Origin of the sequence: Mycobacterium sp. DL99 (assembly GCF_004762045.1) — a bacterium.
Taxonomy (GTDB): domain Bacteria; phylum Actinomycetota; class Actinomycetes; order Mycobacteriales; family Mycobacteriaceae; genus Mycobacterium.
On sequence record NZ_SJOM01000007.1, the window covers coordinates 3647008 to 3662275 of the forward strand.

General features: G+C 67.2%; 13 protein-coding genes. 6 read left to right on the plus strand and 7 right to left on the minus strand.

Annotated features, from left to right (window positions below):
- Positions 1-316 precede the first annotated feature (316 nt).
- Positions 317-1603 carry a tyrosine--tRNA ligase gene (tyrS, locus tag EYZ64_RS17980; RefSeq protein WP_167857872.1) on the minus strand — a complete coding sequence of 429 codons (1287 nt, stop codon included), beginning with the start codon at positions 1601-1603 and terminating at the stop codon, positions 317-319.
- Between the two features lie 27 nt (positions 1604-1630).
- On the minus strand, positions 1631-2242 hold the full coding sequence (locus EYZ64_RS17985; RefSeq protein WP_135460093.1) for a DNA-3-methyladenine glycosylase: 612 nt from the start codon (positions 2240-2242) through the stop codon (positions 1631-1633).
- Positions 2243-2322: 80 nt separating this feature from the next.
- Here EYZ64_RS17985 and EYZ64_RS17990 point away from each other — a divergent pair, with 80 nt between their 5' ends.
- From EYZ64_RS17990 to EYZ64_RS18000, 3 genes are read left to right on the plus strand one after another with little or no spacing between them, the layout of a single operon-like run.
- Positions 2323-3108, plus strand: a complete 786-nt coding sequence (locus EYZ64_RS17990) for an ABC transporter ATP-binding protein (protein ID WP_135455327.1) — start codon at positions 2323-2325, stop codon at positions 3106-3108.
- Positions 3033-3860: an ABC transporter permease gene (locus EYZ64_RS17995; protein WP_167857873.1), complete on the plus strand. Its 828-nt coding sequence runs from the start codon at positions 3033-3035 to the stop codon at positions 3858-3860. Before EYZ64_RS17990 ends, EYZ64_RS17995 begins: the two co-directional genes overlap by 76 nt.
- Before the next feature lie 6 nt (positions 3861-3866).
- Positions 3867-4493 (plus strand): TetR/AcrR family transcriptional regulator, encoded by a 627-nt coding sequence (locus tag EYZ64_RS18000; protein WP_135455330.1) that lies wholly within the window; start codon positions 3867-3869, stop codon positions 4491-4493.
- Here EYZ64_RS18000 and EYZ64_RS18005 read toward each other — a convergent pair.
- The 3 genes from EYZ64_RS18005 to EYZ64_RS18015 form a co-directional block, all read right to left on the minus strand.
- On the minus strand, positions 4476-4694 hold the full coding sequence (locus tag EYZ64_RS18005; RefSeq protein WP_135455332.1) for a Trm112 family protein: 219 nt from the start codon (positions 4692-4694) through the stop codon (positions 4476-4478). The two genes, EYZ64_RS18000 and EYZ64_RS18005, sit on opposite strands and share 18 nt — an antisense overlap.
- Before the next feature lie 9 nt (positions 4695-4703).
- Complete coding sequence (locus EYZ64_RS18010) at positions 4704-5249, minus strand: hypothetical protein (protein WP_135455334.1); 546 nt, start codon at positions 5247-5249, stop codon at positions 4704-4706.
- A gap of 74 nt (positions 5250-5323) precedes the next feature.
- Positions 5324-8320 carry an acyl-CoA synthetase gene (locus EYZ64_RS18015; RefSeq protein WP_210115667.1) on the minus strand — a complete coding sequence of 999 codons (2997 nt, stop codon included), beginning with the start codon at positions 8318-8320 and terminating at the stop codon, positions 5324-5326.
- A 152-nt stretch (positions 8321-8472) separates the two neighbouring features.
- Here EYZ64_RS18015 and EYZ64_RS18020 point away from each other — a divergent pair, with 152 nt between their 5' ends.
- The 3 genes from EYZ64_RS18020 (at position 8473) to EYZ64_RS18030 (ending at position 12501) form a co-directional block, all read left to right on the plus strand.
- Positions 8473-10266: an ABC-F family ATP-binding cassette domain-containing protein gene (locus EYZ64_RS18020; protein ID WP_135455336.1), complete on the plus strand. Its 1794-nt coding sequence runs from the start codon at positions 8473-8475 to the stop codon at positions 10264-10266.
- Positions 10267-10405: 139 nt separating this feature from the next.
- Complete coding sequence (locus tag EYZ64_RS18025; protein WP_135455338.1) at positions 10406-10885, plus strand: MPT63 family protein; 480 nt, start codon at positions 10406-10408, stop codon at positions 10883-10885.
- Between the two features lie 149 nt (positions 10886-11034).
- Entirely contained in the window at positions 11035-12501 is a 1467-nt protein-coding gene (locus EYZ64_RS18030) for an FAD-binding oxidoreductase (protein WP_135455340.1), read from the plus strand.
- 50 nt (positions 12502-12551) lie between these two features.
- Here the strand turns inward: EYZ64_RS18030 and argH are convergent, their stop codons facing one another.
- Both argH and EYZ64_RS18040 read right to left on the minus strand, forming a co-directional pair.
- On the minus strand, positions 12552-13976 hold the full coding sequence (argH, locus tag EYZ64_RS18035) for an argininosuccinate lyase (protein WP_135455342.1): 1425 nt from the start codon (positions 13974-13976) through the stop codon (positions 12552-12554).
- Between the two features lie 75 nt (positions 13977-14051).
- Positions 14052-15251, minus strand: a complete 1200-nt coding sequence (locus EYZ64_RS18040; protein ID WP_135455344.1) for an argininosuccinate synthase — start codon at positions 15249-15251, stop codon at positions 14052-14054.
- Between the last annotated feature and the right edge of the window lie 17 nt (positions 15252-15268).

Sequence of the window (15268 nt, forward strand, 5' to 3'; positions counted from 1 at the left end):
ACAAACAACCACACCCTAAACGGGAAAAAGAGCGTGGCCAAAAACAACAAACAAAAACCACCAAACACACTATTGAGTTCTCAAACAACACGCCCGAGTTTGCCGCACAGAAACCCCGCGGCTAAAAGCCGCTGAACTCTACCACGGACAGTGAGAAGACCCACCGTAATGGGTGTCTCTCTCGGATTCCGTCTTCGCTCCCCGGCGCTTGTCCGTGTCGCTCTGACCTGCAATAAGTTACGTGAGCGCTAACAGCGAGTCAAATCGCCTGGTTGCTCCGACGTTTTCCCAGGTCAGAGCCCGGTCGTCGGTGGGCCTACGCGCCTACGCGCTCGACCCCGGCAATGTGCCGCTTGCCACGTCGCAACACGAGCCAACGCTCATGCAGAAAATCGGATTGCCGTGGTATCCACTCGTCGCTTTCAATGCGAATGTTGTTCACATAGACGCCACCCTCAGCGACATTGCGGCGTGCAGCTCCCTTACTCGCCGCCAATCCCGTGCCGACCAACAAATCGACGATCGAATCCGGGCCGCCCGGCTTCAACTCGGCGACCTGTCCACTACTTGCCTCCCGCAGCGCGGCGCCGAGGGTGGATTCGTCGAGGTCGGTCAGCTCGGCCCGGCCGAACAGCGCCTGACTGGCCAGCTCGACCGCCGTCGTCGCGCCTTCCCCATGCACCAACGTGGTGAGTTCACGCGCCAATCGCCGCTGCGCGGCGCGTTCATGCGCGCGGTTCTGGGTGGAGTCCTCCAGCTCGGCGATCTCATCCGAGGACAAGAAGGTGAACCACCGCAGGTAGCCGATCACGTCGGCATCGGCCGTGTTCACGAAGTACTGGTACCAGGCGTATGGGCTGGTCATCTCGGGATCGAGCCACAGATTGCCGCCGCCCGTCGACTTGCCGAACTTCTTGCCCTCGGAGTCGGTGACCAGCGGAGTCGTCATGGCGTGCACCGTGGCGCCCAGCTTCTGGCGGACCAACCGGGCGCCGGCCACGATGTTGCCCCACTGGTCGGAGCCGCCGATCTGCAACGCGCAGCCGTGGCGCTGGTGCAGTTCCACGAAGTCGTTGGCCTGAAGAAGCATGTAGCTGAACTCGGTGTAGGAGATGCCGTCGCCCTCCAGCCGGCGACGCACTGTCTCCCGGTCGAGCATCACGTTCACCGAGAAGTATTTGCCGAGGTCACGGAGGAATTCGATGGCCGAGAGCTCGGCGGTCCAGTTCAGGTTGTTCTCGACGATGGCGCCGGTCGGGGTGTCGTCGAATTCGACGAACCGTTCCAGCTGGCCGCGGATGCGACCGGCCCAGTCGGCGACCGTGTCGGCGGTGTTCAGTGTGCGTTCCCCGGTATCGCGGGGGTCGCCGATCATTCCGGTGGCCCCGCCGGCGAGCACGATGGGCCGGTGCCCGGCACGCTGAAACCGGCGCAGCGTCAGCAGCGGCACCAGATGGCCCGCGTGCAGGCTCGGCGCGGTCGGGTCGAAGCCCGAGTAGACAGTCATGGGTCCCTTGGCCAGGTCATTGGCCAGCGTGTCGCGGTCGGTCGACTGGGCGATCAGGCCACGCCAGTCCAGCTCATCGAGGATTCCCATGCTCATGACGACGATCATGCCGCATTGCCGAGATCAATCACTGGCACCGGGCGCGGGGGCGCGCGGGCTGCGCCGGTAGGCCGACACCTCTCCCCTGTCCGCCAGCCACAACCGCCATCTGCGGTCGGCGGCCTTGCTCACGCCGACCCGTGGGCCGTCGACCGACGGAAGCGGATCACCCAATGTCAAGCGGACCGGGCTGTCGGCGTCGAACAGGTCAATTCCGTTGTCCTCCATGGTGATTCCCAGGGCCGAACAGAGGTTGCCCGGCCCCCGCGCCAGCGCCGCCGGGCGAATCGCCGGGCCACGACGGGCGCCGGCCACGTCGGCGCCCTCGCACACCGACGCCGCTCGCAGCAGTACCGCCCCCGCGATGCCGTCGTGCCCGCAGACCACATTCGCGCAGACGTGAATGCCATGGCTGCGGTAGGTGTACAGGTACCCGGGCGGGCCGAACATCACGAGATTCCGACCGCCCGCACCGCGAAACGAGTGCGAGGCGGCGTCGGGCCAGGGCCCGTCGGGTGGGCCGCCGTACGCCTCCACCTCGACGATGACAGAGCTGACGCCGCGACCGGTCAGCTCGGCTCCCAACAGTCGGCGGGCCGCGAGCAAGGGGGCACCAGTCAACAGCTCGGTGCCCATCTGCAAGCCCACCCGAGCGATTCTGCACTTCGCAACATCCACCGTTGACACCGGCCACACCGGAGCGCAGTATTCACCACATGATGACTTCATCGATTGATGAATTCTCCCCAGGATTCCCGGCCGGCGCCGCTCCCCCGGCCATCGACATCGCCGGACTGCAGGTCACCCGGGGTGGCCGGCCCGCGATCCGCGATCTCACCGTGCAGATCGCCGGCGGCACCATAACCGGCCTGCTCGGCCCATCCGGCTGCGGCAAGTCCACCCTGATGCGCAGCGTCGTCGGAACCCAGATCGTCGCGGCGGGCACGGTCACCGTGCTCGGGCACCCCGCCGGCTCGGCACCGCTGCGCCATCGGGTCGGATACGTGACGCAGGATCCGACGATCTACGACGACCTGCGGGTGATCGACAACGTGCGGTACTTCGCCGCGCTGTACGGAACGTCTGCGGACTCGGCCGCCAGCGCCATCCGGTCGGTCGGCCTCGACGATCACCGCACCGCTTACTGCGGCAACCTCTCGGGCGGCCAACGCACCCGGGTCTCACTTGCCTGTGCGCTGGTGTCCGAGCCCGAACTCCTGGTGCTCGACGAACCCACCGTGGGCCTCGACCCGGTACTGCGCGTCGACCTGTGGGAACAGTTCAACGAACTGTCGCGGCGCGGCACCACACTGCTGGTCTCCAGCCACGTGATGGACGAGGCCGACCACTGCGGCGACCTGCTGCTCATGCGTGACGGCCGACTGCTCGCCCACACCACCCCGGACCAGCTACGGAAGGACACGGAATGTACGTCCCTGGAGGAAGCGTTTCTCACCGTCATCCGGCGCAGCGACTCGGGCGCGATCAACCGGGCCGACTGAGCCCGGCGGCCTACCTCGCCACGACCGGCCGGATCCTGCGGCAACTGGCGGCCGACCACCGCAGTGTCGCCATGATCCTGGTGGTACCCAGCCTGATCATCACGCTGATGTACTTCATGTTCCAGAATGCGCCGCACCCGCCGGGACACCCGACGCCGTTCAACAACGCATGTCTGATCATGCTCGGCGTCTTCCCGCTGATCGTGATGTTCCTGATCACCTCGATCACCATGCAGCGCGAACGCGTCTCGGGAACCCTCGAGCGGATCCTGACCACACCGCTGCGCCGCTTCGACCTGTTGGCCGCCTACGGCACCGCGTTCTCGATCGCCGCCGCGGCCCAGGCCACCCTGGCCTGCATCGTCTCGTTCTGGTTCCTCGGATTCGACACCGCGGGCAGCCCCATCCTGGTGTTCCTGATCGCGATCATCAACGCCGTGCTGGGCGTGGGGCTGGGCCTGTTGTGCAGCGCGTTCGCCCGGACCGAGTTCCAGGCGGTCCAGTTCATGCCCGTGGTGATCGCGCCGCAGCTGCTGTTGTGCGGCATCATTGTGCCGCGCGCTGCGCTGCCGGAATGGCTGCAGTGGATCAGCAACGTGCTGCCTGCGAGCTATGCGCTCGAAGCCCTGCAGCAGGTCGGTGCCCACCCAGAGCTCACCGCCGTCGCGGCCCGTGACATCGCGATCGTAGTGGGGTTTGCTGTGCTGGCACTGTGTCTGGCCGCGGCCACCCTGCGCCGCCGAACACCTTAGGAAGCCGTGAGCACCGACATCGATTCCGAACGAGAACGCAAACGGCCCGGCCGCCCCGCCGGCCCGTCGGACAAACGCGAGCGCATCTTGACCAGCGCACGGGAATTGTTCTCCCGCAACGGAATCGACAAGACATCGATCCGCTCGATCGCGGCCGACGCCGGGGTGGACGCCGCCCTCGTGCACCACTACTTCGGCACAAAGACCCAGCTGTTCGCCGCCGCGATCCACATTCCCATCGATCCCATGACCGTGATCGGGAAGCTCAAAGACGTGCCGGTCGAGCAGATCGGACATACCTTGCCGTCAATCCTGTTGCCGCTGTGGGATTCTGAGATCGGCAAGGGCTTCGTGGCGACCTTGCGCTCCATCCTGGCCGGCAACGACGTATCGCTGGTGCGGTCGTTTCTCCAGGAGATCATCATCGGCGAAATCGGGCCCCGGGTAGACAGCCCGCCCGGAAGTTCTCGCGTGCGCATCCAGTTCGTCGCCTCGCAACTGGTCGGGGTCGCGATGGCGCGCTACATCCTGGAACTGGAACCCTTCGCCACGCTGCCGGCGGATCAGATCGTCGAGACCATCGCACCCACCCTGCAGCGCTACCTCACGGGTGACCTACCCGGACTCCCCTGATCCGGCCAATTCCAGCAGCCGGCGATGCTCGGCGTCGTCCTCGATGGCGACGGCCTCGTCGACGAGCAGCACCGGGATGCCGTCCTCGATCCGGTATGCCCGCCGCAACCGGGGGTTGTAGAGCCAGTCCGTACCGGCCAGCAGCAGCGGCCCGCGGTCCTGCGGGCACACCAGGATGCTCAAGAGCTTGTCGTCGACCACCAGGTGACGCTAGCCCAGCGGGATCGAGATGCCGCCACTCGGGCCGGGCTCGCCGCCGCCCCCGCCCGGAATGGGAGCGATGCCACCCGGGAACTGGCCCACCCCGGGGTTGAGACCACTCTGCTTCGGAACCTGGGCGTTGGACTGTGCCTGCAACTTGCGCTGGTACGACAGCGTGCTCTTGAGGGCGTTGATCAGCGGAACCTGATTGGGGCGCTTGTCGAGCGCCGCGGTGATGGCTTCACGGTTGGCGTTCGATGGCCTGTACCCCTGCGCACGCAGCTTCATGATGTCGTGGATCAGCGTCGAGATCTGGCCACCACCCTCGCCCGTGTCGTAATCCTTGGCGATGATGGACAGTGCCTCGTCGGCGGTCATCTGCGGCGCCGCGGGAGCAGCGGATCCAGGTGCATCCGCGGCAGGGGTCGGCTGAGCGGGATCGGCGGCCGCTACCGGCGCACCTGCGCCCACCAGCAGCCCCAGGACCAGCACACCGCCCGTCACCGTTCCGGTGACGATCCGACACCAGCTGTTCGCACCCGATCCCGATGTCATCGATCCTCCAGTCGTTCTGCCGTCTGCCGTCTGCCGGAGCCTAACAGCGCTTTCCTGCCCCGGCACCCCGTCGGCTAGTCGGTCGCCGGCTCGTCATCGGGGGCTCCCGCGACGAGTTCGGCCCGGCTGGCCGACGTCATTTTCTTGTACGTACCTGTATCGGCATCGAAGTACCAGCAGTTACGGCGGCCCGGTTTCGGGATGCCCGCCGCCCGCAGCGGACCGACGAGCGGGCGGTATGAGGCGCCGAGTTCCATGTCGGCCACCACGTGCACCACGTCGGGCGGGTTACCCGCGGCCAGATCGTCCAGCGCGTGGGTGAGATCGGCCGTCGGGACGCTGCCGCCCGGACGCAGCGCCAGCGCCGTCACCGCCAGTTGCCGGCCGCCCTCCGCGACGCCGTACGTCACCGACATGTCGACCGCGTCCAGGCGGCCGACCGCGTCGTTGACGCTCGTCGCGAACACCGGACCGCGTTCGGTCCGGATCACCGCACCCCGGTTGTCGACCAGCCAGTAGTCACCGTCCTCGTCACGACGGAACAGGAACTCGGTGGACACCCAGGTGTCGGCCGGCGCGAACACGCCCCGCTTGACCACGGCGGTCGGATCGACCGGGCCGCGCGGGTGAGCCAGCAGCACGCCGACCTCGTTGGCCTCGGCCTTGCGCACGAAACCCTGCTCGTCCTCCAGGATCAGGTCGTCATCGGCGTCGTAGGCGGCCAGCTCGACGGTGCCGCCGCCCGGCAGCGGGCGGCCCTTGCTGCCGATCTTGGCGCCGGACACGTTGGCCAGCACAGCCTGCCCGTCTGTGGTGGCGAAGAACTCCACGACCTGGGCCGGCTCGAACACGTCGACCACCCGCTTCCACAACCCGGCGGGCATGCCCGAGCCGATGAACAACCGAACCGGGTGGCTTCCGGTGAGCGAGAACGACGGATCGTCGATGACCTCGCGCAGCATGGCCCAGGTGTAGGACACGACCGTGACGCCGTACTGCCGGATCTCCTGCAGGAACCGGTCGGGCTGCAGCCCGCGGGACAGCGCGATGCGTGAGCCGCCGACCACCGCACCGCCCAGGCTGACCAGCAGGCCGGACTGGTGATGCAGCGGGGTCAGGCAGTAGACCGTGTCACCTCGGCCGAGATTGGCCGCCGACGCGGTACCGAACGCCGAAAGCGCCCATCGGAAGTTGGTGATCTGGCGGGCTACGAGCTCACCGCCGACCTCGCTGAAGGCGACGAAGGCCAGGTCGCGGGCCAGGCCCGGGTTGGGCCGGTACCAGCCGGGAAGCTCGACGACGTCGGGGTCGATCTTCTCCATATCGACGACAGACGCGACGTCGTCGTACTCCTCCAGGTGCAGATCACGGCTTTCACCGCCGCCGAGGACCAGCACGCGCTTCCCGAGTTCACGCGCCATGTCGAGGTGGCTCGGGTCGGCGATGATCTCGGACACGCCGCCGAGACGGGCGGCCTCGGCCAGATCCGCCTCCGGCAGCAGCACCGCCACCGCCCCCAACCGCGACAGCGCCGCGATCGCGACCAGGGCGCTGGGCCGGGTGTCCATCAGCACGCCGACGCGGGCGCCCTGACGCACCCCGACGTCGATCAGGCCGTGCACCACGTTGTTGACCCGGCGGTCCACCGCCTCGTAGGTGTGCACCCGGCCGTCGAACAGCAGCGCCTCACCGTTGGGCACGCTGCGCGCCTGCTCGCTCATGATCCGGCCGAGCGAGATCCGGGTGTGGTCGTTGACCTGACCCAACCGGGCCAGCCTCGGCAGCGTCCGGGCCGTCTCGATGACCAGGGTCCTGGCGTTCTTGTTCGCCGTCACCAAGGCCTCGGCCGCCGAGCGGGCCACCCCGAACGCCATCTCGGTGGCGGCGGTGGCACTGTGGGTGACGCGGGTGGAGAACGACACCCCGCCCTCCGGATGATCGGCCGACTGCGATCCCATCGGGACCACACCCTCCGGCATCTGTTCTCCACCAAGCCATTTCACCCACTGCGCCACAGTCGGCCAGGTCTGGGTGGAGGCCTTGGAACCCACGACCAAACCGAAATGCCCTGCCCTGATCAGATATTCGTAGACATCCGCATCCGGCGCGGCCCGCTTGATGCCCCGGACCGCGGCCGGCTGACCGATGTCGTCGACCTCGCCGACCACGGCCAGGATCGGGCAGTCGATGTCGGACAGCGTGACCAGGTCACCGTGGACGGAAAAGCCGCCCGTCATCATCCGGTTGTGGGCGATGAACTGTTTGAGCAGCTCGGCGATCGCCGGCCCCGACCACGCGATCCAGCCCTCCGAGGACAGGAACCGGCGCTGCTGCTCGCGCGGCAGCAGGGCCTCGCGGTCGTGCAGCTGCCGCAGGAACTCCAGACGCGACTGTGCGGTCTTGATCGGGTCCAGCATCTGAAACCCGGTGCGGGCCAACCAGCCCGGGATGTCGATGCGGCTGAACACGTGATCGGCCATGAAATCCGCCGCACCCGCGGCGACGCCGGCCGGAAGGTTCATCGGCAACGCGGCCAGGGTGTCCACCGGGGACCCGAAGGCGATGATGCTGGCCAGGTCCTTGGACCGCCGATAGGCCGCGGCCTGGTAGGCGAACATCCCGCCCTGCGAGTAACCGGCCAGGTGCACGTCGCGGCCCGTGACCTCTTTGACGATGTCGATGGCCTCCGACAACGCCACCACGTGGTCGGCGAGATTGCGCTGCATGCCGCCTTCGACCTTGTCCGGTGAACCGAAATCGATCACCCAAGGGTCGACACCCGCGGAGTGCAGGATGCCGACCGCACCGTCGTCGCGCGTCACGTCCCACATGTCGGCCGACATCATCATCGGATGCACCATCAGCACCGGCGGCCGCGGATTCTGGACGCCGGGACGGACGTCCGGCGGGAAGTACCGCCGGAGCCGGTACATCGGCACGCTCTGGATGATCTGGAAGGGCGACGGCACCGAACCGGTCTCCAGGCCCCCGTAGCGCAGCACCTCCAGACCGTTCTGAGCGGTCGCCAGCAACCGCTCGACCGGTTTGGTCACTGCCGAGAAATCCACCAGCTTGCTCCCCACACGACAACTCAACCCCGACCCCCGATTGACGTGGTCATCATGGCACAACAGCTACCGGTTCCCGATGTGATCACCCCGACGTCGGCAGTGGCCCCATGCGATGCCGCTGTCACGGCCACCGGCAGATAGGGTCGGCGGCGATGGCACACCTGCTCGGGGGCGAAACCCTGCATCTGGAATACCCCGCCGGGGTGGTGTTCGACGCGGTCACCGTCGGTGTCAGCGAAGGCGACCGGATCGGCATCGTCGGCCGCAACGGTGACGGCAAATCCAGCCTGCTGGCCATGCTGGCCGGCCGGCTGGAACCGGATTCCGGACGGGTCACCGTGCGCGGTGGTGTGCGGGTCGGCGTACTCGATCAGGCCGACACCCTCGACGACGCCGACACCGTCGGCCACGCCGTGGTCGGCGACGTGCCCGAACACGAATGGGCCGGCGACCCCCGTGGGCGCGATGTCATCTCCGGCCTGCTCGGTGACCTGCCCTGGGACGCAGAACTCCGCACGCTGTCGGGCGGACAGCGGCGCCGGGTCGCTCTGGCCAGGCTGCTGGCCGGGGATCACGACGTGCTGGCGCTTGACGAGCCGACCAACCACCTCGACGTGGAGGCGATCACCTGGCTCGCCGAGCACCTCAAGAAGCGCTGGTCCGCGTCGTCCGGTGGGCTGCTGGTGGTGACGCACGACCGCTGGTTTCTCGACGAGGTCTGTACGACCACATGGGAAGTGCACGATCGCATCGTCGAACCGTTCGACGGCGGCTACGCCGCCTACATCCTGCAGCGGGTGGAACGCGACCGGCAGGCGGCCACGATCGAGGCGCGCCGGCAGAACCTGGCCCGCAAGGAACTGGCCTGGCTGCGCCGCGGCGCTCCGGCCCGCACCTCGAAGCCGAAGTTCCGCATCGATGCGGCCAACGCGCTGATCGCCGACGTGCCGGAGATCCGGGACAAGGTCGCGCTGCAGTCCCTGGCGGTGTCACGGCTGGGCAAGCAGGTCGTCGACCTGCTGGATGTGTCGGTGAGCTACGGCGACCGCGAAGTGCTGCATCAGGTCGAGTGGCGGGTCGCCCCCGGTGAGCGCACCGGGATCCTGGGCGTCAACGGCGCCGGAAAATCGACGCTGCTGGGCCTTATCGACGGTTCGGTGCAACCGACCTCGGGACGGGTCAAACACGGTAAGACGCTGCAGGTCGCGACCCTCACCCAGACCGTGGACGAGCTTGAGCCCCACCTCGGCGATCCGGTGCGGACGGTACTGGCCAACCTGCGCACGACGTATGTGTTCGGCAGCGGGTCGAAGGCCCAGGAACTCACGCCCGGGCAGTTGCTGGAGCGTCTCGGGTTCTCCAGCGCCCAGTTGTCGACACCGGTCAAGGACCTCTCCGGCGGGCAACAACGTCGCCTGCAACTGCTGTTGATCCTGCTCGCACAGCCCAACGTGCTGATCCTCGACGAGCCGACCAATGACCTGGACACCGACATGCTCTCCGCCATGGAGGATCTGCTCGACTCGTGGCCCGGCACGCTGATCGTGGTGAGCCACGATCGCTATTTCCTGGAGCGGGTCACCGATCAGCAGTACGGGATCCTCGGCGGGCATCTCCGGCATCTGCCGGGCGGGGTGGATGAGTACCTGCGGTTGCGGGCCGCGCATGGGTCAGCGACCGGCGCGGCGCCGGCACCGACCGCCGGCACTGCAGCGGACGGGCTGTCCGGCGCCGACTTGCGGGCAGCGCAGAAGGAGTTGTCCGCCCTGGAACGCCGGCTGGAGAAACTGCAGCAACAGATCAACCGGTCCCGGACGGCGATGGCGGACCACGACCAGTCCGATTTCGAGGGACTCGCGGTCAAGGTGGCCGCCATCCGCGCGCTGGAGGACGAAGTCACCGAGGTCGAGGAACGCTGGTTCGAACTCGGCGAGCAGATCGGCTGAGGGCACAGCCTGATTCGTCGCTGACCAACCTGGCCGAACGGACCGAGATCCCCGAATCAGTTCCGGGAAGTATCGACGGGTTCCACCTCATCGGAGTTAGCTGACATACGTCAGTGCTTTACCGATTGTGGAGGGCATCATGAAGATCACCACAGTACTGAAGGCCGCCCTGTCCGCCCTGATCGCGGCGACGATCGCGATCCTCCTCGCACCGAGCGCAACAGCGGCATATCCCATGGTGGGAAAGCTGGGCAGCACACTGAAAGACACCGACAGCGTCGGTCAGGTCACCTACTCCTGGATGGTGGGCAACCTCAAGCCGAGCACCGATCCGATGCCGGGCTACCGGGTCGCCGGCCAGTTGTGGGAGGCCACCGCGACCGTCCACGCCGTTGCCGGCAGCGTCACGCCCGCGATCTCACAGTTCAATGCAGTCGCCCCGAACCAGGCCGCCTACCGGGTGCTGTGGTTCGTCGCCAGCCCGACCAACATCAGTGGTGGCACCATCCCGCAGGGCGGGCAATCCACCGGCAAGATCCACTTCGACGTAACCGGCCCTGCGCCGAACACCATCACGATGAACAACGGCATGCAGGATCTGATGATCTGGGGACCGTGATCGTCGCCTCGGACGCTCCGAGTCAGCTCGGCCTCTAGTGCCTCAGCGCTGCGACCGGGCGCGCAGCTCGGCAGCGATTCCCAGCGTCGCCCGTCCCGACGATCCACCTTCAAGGACACCGCCTTTGGCGTAAGCCATACGATTCCGCAATGGCACCGGAGGTCTCACGTCAGGTCTTCGTTCGTGGCGCGCTCGGCGTGGCCGCCGGTTCGCTGCTGGCCTCGTGCCAGTCACCCGCGGCTCCGCGTCCGCAACCTCCGCCCGTGGTGTCCGGTCCGCCGGACTGGGCTGCCCTCGAGGACGCGATCGAAGGCCAGCTCATTCTGCCGGCCGGCGCCGGGTACACCGCGGCAAAGAACGTCTTCAATATGCGATTCGCCAACTGTGCACCGGCGGCGGTTGTCGCAGTGAAGTCGACCAGCGACGTGCAGAAGGCCATGGTGTTCGCCGCGAAGAACGGCATCAAGGTCGCCGCTCGTAGTGGCGGGCACTCCTATATCGGCGCTTCGGCGGCACCTGCCGCGATGATCATCGACCTACGGCAGATGCCTGGCGGTGTTGCCTACAACGACAAACGCAGATTGGCGACGGTTTCGGCTGCAGCACAATTGAATTCGTTGCACACGACCCTGGCGGCGCATGGACGGGCGATCCCAGGCGGCAGCTGCCCGACAGTTGGCGTCGCCGGTTTGACGCTGGGCGGGGGCTTCGGGTCCGATGCCCGGCTTTCCGGCCTGACTTGCGACGCGCTGGTATCGGCTTCCGTCGTGTTACCCAGCGGTGAAGCGATCACCGCGGCGCCTGACGACCACGCGGATCTGTTCTGGGCCCTGAGGGGCGGTGGAGGCGGCAGCTTCGGCGTGGTCACATCCTTCACGTTCCGGACGTTTCCGATTACCGACAGGGACGTCATCACCCTGGTATTCCCCGAAGCTGCGACCGAGCAGGCAATCATCGGCTGGCATGAGTGGCTGCGCACCGCGGACCGAGCGATCTGGGGCATGGTCAACATCACGAAGGGTGGGGGTTCCGGGGACTGCACGATGGTGTTGGCGACTCCGCCCGGAGACGGTCCGAGCAGAGCCGCTGACCTGAGCGCCGCGATCGGAGTGCGGCCCGCAATCGGTACGAGCCGAACCCTTAGTCGGATGGACTTCGTCCACTATTTCGAAGGCGGTGCCCAAGCGACTCACCCGCGGGCGTTCGTGGCGGGCTCCGACATCGTCGGGAAGATGGCCCCGGCCACCGCGGAATCGATCGTCGCCGCCACATCGGCATGGCCGCAGGCCGCGGGTTCGGCGACCACCGTGATCGAGTCGCTCTCGGGAGCGGTCAGCGACGTTGATTCGGGCGATACGGCGTTTCCGTGGCGTCGGCAGGCGGCGTGCATTCAGTGGTATGCCGAGACGCCCGCACCCACGACCGTTGCCGCTGCCGATCGCTGGTTGCAGAGTGCACACGACACGGTTCAGGCGAGTTCGGTCGGTGGCTACGTTAACTACGTCGAACCCGACACAGCGGCGGCACGCTACTTCGGCGGCAACCTGGAGCGACTCGCCGCCGTCCGGCAGCGGTACGACCCGGACGAGTTGATGTACTCGGGCATCGGCTTCTGACAATCAATGCCGAATCGATCGGCGGCGAAGTCGGCGATCGATTCGGCGCCTCAACGTAGGGTGGCGCGCAATCTCTCGGCCGTCTCACGGACCATGCCGAGCTGCTTGGCGACCTGAACGGGTGCGGTACCGCCCCGGGCGCTGCGCGCGTTCACCGAACCCTCAACGGTCAACACCTCGCGCACCTGTGCGGTGAGCGCCGGGTTGATCGCGGCGAATTCGTCGTCGGTGAGCTCCTCGAGCCCGACGCCGCGCCCCTCGGCGGCCTGCACCGCGGCACCCGCGGCCTCGTGGGCGACGCGGAACGGAACACCTTCGCGGACCAGCCATTCGGCGATATCGGTGGCCAGCGTGTAACCGGCCGGCGCCAGCGCGGCCATCCTGGCCTCGTCAAAGGTCAGCGTGCCGACCAGACCGGCCATCGCCGGCAGCAGCAGCTCCAGCTGAGCTACCGAGTCGAAGACCGGTTCCTTGTCCTCCTGCAGGTCCCGGTTGTAGGCCAGCGGCTGCGCCTTGAGCGTCGCCAGCAGGCCGGTGAGGTTACCGATCAGCCGTCCGGACTTACCGCGGGCCAACTCGGCGATGTCCGGGTTCTTCTTCTGCGGCATGATCGAGCTGCCGGTCGACCAGGAGTCGTGCAGCGTGACATACCCGAATTCGGTTGTGCTCCACAGGATGATGTCCTCGGCGAGCCGGGACAGGTCAACCCCGATCTGCGCGAACACGAACGCCGCCTCGGCGGCGAAATCCCGAGCCGCGGTGGCGTCGACGGAATTGTCTGCGGCCGAGGCGAATCCGAGGTCCTCGGCGATAGCGTCAGGATCCAGGCCGAGCGAAGAGCCGGCCAGCGCCCCCGAGCCGTAGGGCGAGACCGCGGTGCGATCGTCGAAATCGGCGAGCCGGTCGACATTGCGCAGCAGCGGATGAGCGTGGGCCAGCAGATGATGCGCGAGCAGGATCGGCTGGGCGGCCTGCAGGTGAGTCTTGCCGGGCATGATCGCCGTCGGATGCGCTGCGGCCTGTACCGCCAGTGCGTTGACCACTTCGAGCACACCGTCGGCGACGCGGCGGACGGCGTCGCGCAGCCACATCCGGAACAGCGTGGCGACCTGGTCGTTGCGGGAGCGGCCGGCACGCAGCCGGCCACCCAGATCGGGCCCGACCCGGTCGATCAGCCCGCGCTCCAGCGCACCGTGCACGTCCTCGTCGCTCACCAGCGGCTCGAAACTGCCGTCGGCGACATCGGAACCCAGGCTGTCCAGGCCGGCGAGCAGCCCGTCGCGCTGTTCGTCGGTGAGCAGCCCGGCCCGGTGCAAGACCCGGGCATGCGCCTTGGACGCCTTGACGTCGTACGGCGCCAACACCCAGTCGAAGTGGGTCGACTTGCTCAGGGCGGCAAGGGCGGCCGAGGGACCGTCGGCGAACCGGCCGCCCCACAGCGAGCCCTCGTTGGTGGTTCCGTCGTTGGTGCTCATGTCACTTCTTCCCGCGAGCAGACGCAAAACTGCCTAGAAACACTGGAAATTGGGCAGTTTTACGTCTGCTCGGCATCAGAGGCCCAGGTCGCGCTTGGCCGAGATCTTGGACGACAGACCATGCAGCTGCACGAAGCCCTTGGCCGCGCTCTGGTCGAAGCTGTCGCCCTCGTCGTAGGTCGCGAGGTTGAAGTCGTACAGCGACTCACCGGAACGACGACCGTTGACGATGACGCTCCCGGCGTGCAGAACCAGCCGGATGTCACCGGACACGTGCTGCTGCGTGTGCTCGACGAACGCCTCCAGCGAGCGCTTCAGCGGGCTGAACCACAGGCCGTCATAGGTGAGCTCGCCCCACTTCTGGTCCACGCCGCGCTTGTACCGGCCCAGCTCACGCTCCAGCGTCACGTGCTCGAGCTCGGTGTGCGCGGTGATCAGCACCATCGCGCCCGGAGCCTCGTAGATCTCGCGGCTCTTGATGCCCACCAGCCGGTCCTCGACCACATCCAACCGGCCCACGCCCTGAGCGCCGGCCCGGGTGTTGAGCTCCTGGATGATCTCCAGGACGCTGAGCGGGCGACCGTCGATCGCGATCGGGCGGCCCTTGTCGAAGCTGATGATCAGCTCGTCGGGAGCGTTGAAGTTGACCGTCGGGTCCTGGGTGTAGTCGTAGACGTCCTTGGTCGGCGCGTTCCACAGGTCCTCGAGGAAACCGGTCTCCACCGCGCGGCCCCATACGTTCTGGTCGATCGAGAACGGTGAACGCTTGGTGACGTTGATCGGGATGGCGTTCTCCTCGGCGAACGCGATGGCCTTCTCGCGGGTCCAGGCGTAGTCGCGGACCGGCGCGATGACGTCCAGTTCGGGCGCCAGGGAGGCGAACCCGACCTCGAACCGCACCTGGTCGTTGCCCTTGCCGGTGCAGCCGTGCGCGACGACGGTGCCGCCGTGGGCACGCGCCGCGTCGACCAGGTGCTTGACGATCAGGGGGCGGCTGATGGCCGACACGAGCGGGTAGCGATCCATGTAGAGCGCGTTCGCCTTGATGGTCGGCAGGCAGTATTCGTCGGCGAATTCGTCACGGGCGTCGACCACGACCGCCTCGACCGCGCCGCAGTCCAGGGCACGCTGGCGCACGACGTCCATGTCCTCGCCGCCCTGACCGAGATCGATGGCGACGGCGACAACCTCTTTGCCGGTCTCCTTACCGATCCAGCTGATCGCGACCGAGGTGTCCAGACCTCCGGAGTACGCCAGGATGACGCGTTCGGACATGAGCAATCTCCTTGTTT